At 69.4% G+C, this 4,208-nt stretch carries 2 protein-coding genes; both read left to right on the forward strand.

All coding sequences use genetic code 11. From position 1 onward, the window contains the following. Positions 1-279: 279 nt before the first annotated feature. Positions 280-2,907, forward strand: a complete 2,628-nt coding sequence (locus ACRDP3_RS15590) for a Helicase associated domain protein (RefSeq protein WP_431517544.1) — start codon at positions 280-282, stop codon at positions 2,905-2,907. A gap of 389 nt (positions 2,908-3,296) precedes the next feature. Next, entirely contained in the window at positions 3,297-4,106 is an 810-nt protein-coding gene (locus ACRDP3_RS15595) for a hypothetical protein (protein WP_431517545.1), read from the forward strand. The last annotated feature ends 102 nt before the right edge of the window (positions 4,107-4,208 follow it).

Below are 4,208 nucleotides of genomic sequence, written 5' to 3' on the forward strand. Positions count from 1 at the left end.
TCCTCGCTCCGCTCGGAGGAGAGCGGGCTACTGGAAAGTGGGCGTGGTGTGTGATGAGGCTTGGCGAGAACGCAGGTCCGCATGTCTGTGTTCTCTGTACAGCTAGCATCTCGATGCATCGGGGGTAGACTCTGGGAGGATAGAGCACCCCCGGACAGGGGAACCAGCCCGCTCAACTCGCTCGCACGCAGACCCGAAGAAACAGCAGTCCGGGGGGACTTACCTCCTGCCGACACGACGCATTGCCGATCACAGCAACCATGAATGTGAGAGGAAACCATGAGCGGGATTCAGCTTAGGAAGCATCAGATTGAGGCGCTGGATGCGATTGTTGCGGCGTTGGAATTCCCCGCGCATGGAGAGGTGTCGTCGAGTGGGCTGCGGGCGACGGTGATTGCCGCGCCGGGTTCCGGCAAGACCCTGATGGCGGCCGAGGCTGCCCGGCGGCTAGTGCCGCGCGGCCGGATTCTGGTGTTGGTGCCGACCCTGGATCTGCTGACGCAGACGCTCGAGGCGTGGGCGGCGGCCGGCCATCGGGGCCCGATGGTGGGGGTGTGCTCACTGGGTGCGGACAGCATGCTCCAGGCGCTGGGCGTGCGGTGTACGACCAGCGCGCCGCAGCTGGCGCTGTGGGCCGGGAAGGGGCCTGTGGTGGTGTTCGCGACGTACGCGTCGCTGGCACCGCAGGTGATGGATGACGGCCTGGTCCTGGAGGAGGGTGAGCCCTCTCCCGGTGTGCTGGAGCGGGCGATGCAGGGGCTGTTCGGGCAGCGCCTGGAACCGTTCGACTTCGCCGTGGTCGATGAGGCGCACCGAACGAGCGGGGATGCGGCGAGGGCGTGGGCGGCGATCCACGACAACGCCCGGCTTCCGGCTGCGCGTCGGCTCTATATGACGGCCACCAAGCGGGTGTGGGAGGCTCCGCCGCCCTCAGGTGGCCGGGAGGCTGCCGGGGCGGGTGAGGCTTCCTCTGAGGGGCTGGGTGGGCGGCTGGTCGCCTCGATGGACGACGAGGCCCTCTTCGGGCCCGAGGTGTTCACCTACGGCCTGATGGAAAGTCAGGAGCGGGGAACGCTCGCGCCTTTCGTGGTGGATGTTCTGGAGATTCGGGATCCCGAAGCGCCGGGTGAGGATGCTTCGGTGGAGGAAGTGCGGGGCCGTCGGCTGGCCGCACTGCAGGCCGCGCTCCTCAAGCACATGGACGACACCGGTGTGCGCTCACTGATGAGCTTTCATCACCGAACAGCCGAGGCACTCGCGTTCGCCCGGGCGATGCCTCAGACCGCGGCCGAGCTCCACGAGAGTGATCCGCACGCCTACCCGGAGCGAGTTGGCTCGGACTGGCTGTGCGGCCAGCACCCGGCCGCCGAGCGGCGCGCCGTGTTGGCCCGCTTCGCCGACGGATTGGATGAAGAGGGCTGGAAGACGGAGGTGTCGTTCCTCGCGAGCTGCCGCGTCCTTGGCGAAGGTGTGGATATCCGGGGCGAGCGCGGAGTTGGGGGGGTTGTCTTCGCCGATACCCGCGCCTCGGCGGTGGAGATCGTGCAGAACATCGGCCGTGCTCTGCGCCAGGACCCGGGCGAGGGCAAGCTCGCCCGCATCGTGGTGCCCGTCTTCCTGGCCCCTGGGGAGGACCCGGCGAACATGATCGGCTCCGCCAGTTTCCGCCCTCTTGTGGCTGTCCTTCAGGGCCTGCGCAGCTATGAGGACCGCCTGATCGAGCGCCTGGTCCTGCACAGCCGGCCCACAGGCAGCGGCCGGCCCGACAACGTCCTCGCGCTTGACCCGGCCCGGCCCGGCGAGGAAGGCGGCCCCAGCGAGGCGCACGACGGGGGCGGAGACGAGGGTGGGGAGTTGGAAGGTCCCTCACAGGGGGCGGAATCGGTTCCGCTGCTGCGTTTCTCCACCCCCCGCGACCCGAGCGTGATCGCGGCGTTCTTGCGCACCCGTGTGCTGCGGCCCGACTCCGAGATCTGGCTGACCGGCTACAACGCGCTGCGCCGCTGGGTCGAGGAGCACGGGGATGCCCGGGTGCCGCTGAACGCCACCATCGACCTCGGGGAGGGGGAGAGTGAGGAAGCCGGGGAGGAGTCGGAGGCGTATGCGTTGGGGGGCTGGGTCAGTGAGATGCGCCGGCAGCAGCGTGACGGTGTCCTCAAGCCCTGGCGGATGGAACTGCTGGACAAGCTGGGCATGATCTGGTCCGTCCACGACGCCGGCTTCGCGCGGAAGCTGGTCGCCGCCCGCGACTACTTCCAAGTTCACGGAACTCTGGCGGCGCCGCGGGATGCCGTCATCGACGAGGTCGCGGTCGGGCAGTGGCTGGTGAACCTTCGCAAATCCGGAGGGCTCGGCGCCCATGCCGAGCGGGCCGCCGATCGGCGGGCGGAGCTGGAAGCGATCGACCCGGACTGGGACCCGGACTGGCCGGTGCCCTGGCAGCGCCACTGGGCGAAGGTAAAACAGTGCCTGGACGGCGGCGCCACCCTCAAGGAAATCCGGCCCGGCGTACGCGTCGGCGGTGAAGACATCGGAGTCTGGCTGGCCGAACAAGCCACCGCCTGGGTTCAGTTGTCCGCCGCACAGCGGGCGAAGCTGGCCGAGCTCGACATCCAGCCGCCGGCCGCCGAGCGGAGGCCCGAGAGCGGAGTGGAGAGGACGGCGCTCCCCTCGGGGGCGTCGTCGTGGGAGAAGAGCCTCGCCGCACTGCGGCAGTTCCACCAGCGGGAAGGGCACGTGCGCGTCCCTCGTCCCCATCGTGAGGAAGTCCTGGTGGACGACGGCACCGGCACCGGCACCGAGTGCCCCGTGAGGCTGGGGGTGTGGATCTCCAACACGAAGGCCCGCCGCGGGAAGCTCAGCGCCTCGCAGCTGGCGGCGCTCAGGGATCTCGGTCTGATCGACTGACGCCTGACCCCGACCCACCAGGCCCCGTCCCCGGAGCACTTCAACCTGCTGCCGCCGGAGCTGCTGCACGGGCACCTCCGTCGCGAGTACGACGCGGGGGCGTGAGGCGTTGCCACCGCCCTGGGATTGGTCAGCTCCCGCCAGGGTTTCGCGTATCGGGGTCATCGTTGCCTGCGGCACCGACATGCGTGGACGGTCCCGGCCACGCTCCGCTCGTGGCTCGTTGTTCCCTGTCGTGCGGATCGAAGTGCCGTCTACGCTCGCAGGTATGGCTAAGTCGCGGGGGAAGAAGGCGTCGTACACGCCGCAGAAGCGAGTGGCACGCCTTAGGCCGTAAACCGCTCCGAACGTCGCCAGGCTCCGGCGGTGCAGCTGCGGGACTGCCGACGATGCAGGGCGACATGAGGGTGCTGTACGGGATCCTGTCGCGGGCTCAACCAGACGCCTTGGTGGAGCTGCTGCTTCCGCACTTGTGGGCAGGGGGCGCGCATGGCAGGCCGGCGAACGTTTGCGTCGATAGCTGCCTCACGTTGAAGTACGCCTACGGGCAGCTCGGCATACGTGCCGAGGTGGTCCTGGTCGACCTCGTCATCCGCGAGGCGCACGGGGCCGCGGTCCTCCACGGCACTGCGGAGCCTTCCTGGAACGCTGAGGGAACCGTCTTCGACGGCCACTGCATCCTGCACCTGCCCTACTCCGGCCGGTCGGCAGACCCGACGATTGAGCAGTTCGCCGTGGTGCGGGAACAGGGCGGCGGCCCGGTGGTGGGACGGATCATCGCAGGCAGCGAAAGCCTGGTGCCGGGCGGAGCGTTCCCCCCGGGGACGTCGGTGGAGATTCAGCGAGGCGATTTGCGCCTGCTCTACACCGTCTCCAACTCTTCGGTCTCCGAAGTCATCGACGAGCAGTCGTGGATCGCCGCTCATGCTGGGGCGCACTACCGGGCGGGGGTCAACCTTGCGTCGCTGGCGCTGGAGGCGCTGCGCACTCCGGCTGTTGTGGGTCGGGCTCGGCAGGTGCCGTATCCGCGGTTGTGGGCGCTGCTGGCTGCGGTGGGTGATGCGCCGCAGGAGCCGGATGACAATCGCGACGCACGGTTCCTCCTCCCCGGCGCTGAGGGCCCGCGGTCGCTGCGTCTGGATGAGATTCCCCTGCCGGCCGCGACGCCGGGCCCGTACCCGCGTCCTTCGCCCGTCTGACGCCCGAGCGTCTCGCGGCGGGTGCCGCCGCGGGCGTTGAGGCGTTGGTCGGGGGTGCTGTGGGCGCGTGCCCTCAGGGCGGGAGGAGACGCGAAGTGGGGG

It is taken from the genome of Streptomyces sp., from assembly GCF_050698815.1.
Classification (GTDB): domain Bacteria; phylum Actinomycetota; class Actinomycetes; order Streptomycetales; family Streptomycetaceae; genus Streptomyces.

Excerpts from the sequence above, each read along its gene's own strand:
- ACRDP3_RS15595 (WP_431517545.1), top strand. The coding sequence starts at position 3,297 with ATGCAGGGCGACATGAGGGTGCTGTACGGGATCCTGTCGCGGGCTCAA.
- ACRDP3_RS15590 (WP_431517544.1), top strand. The coding sequence starts at position 280 with ATGAGCGGGATTCAGCTTAGGAAGCATCAGATTGAGGCGCTGGATGCG.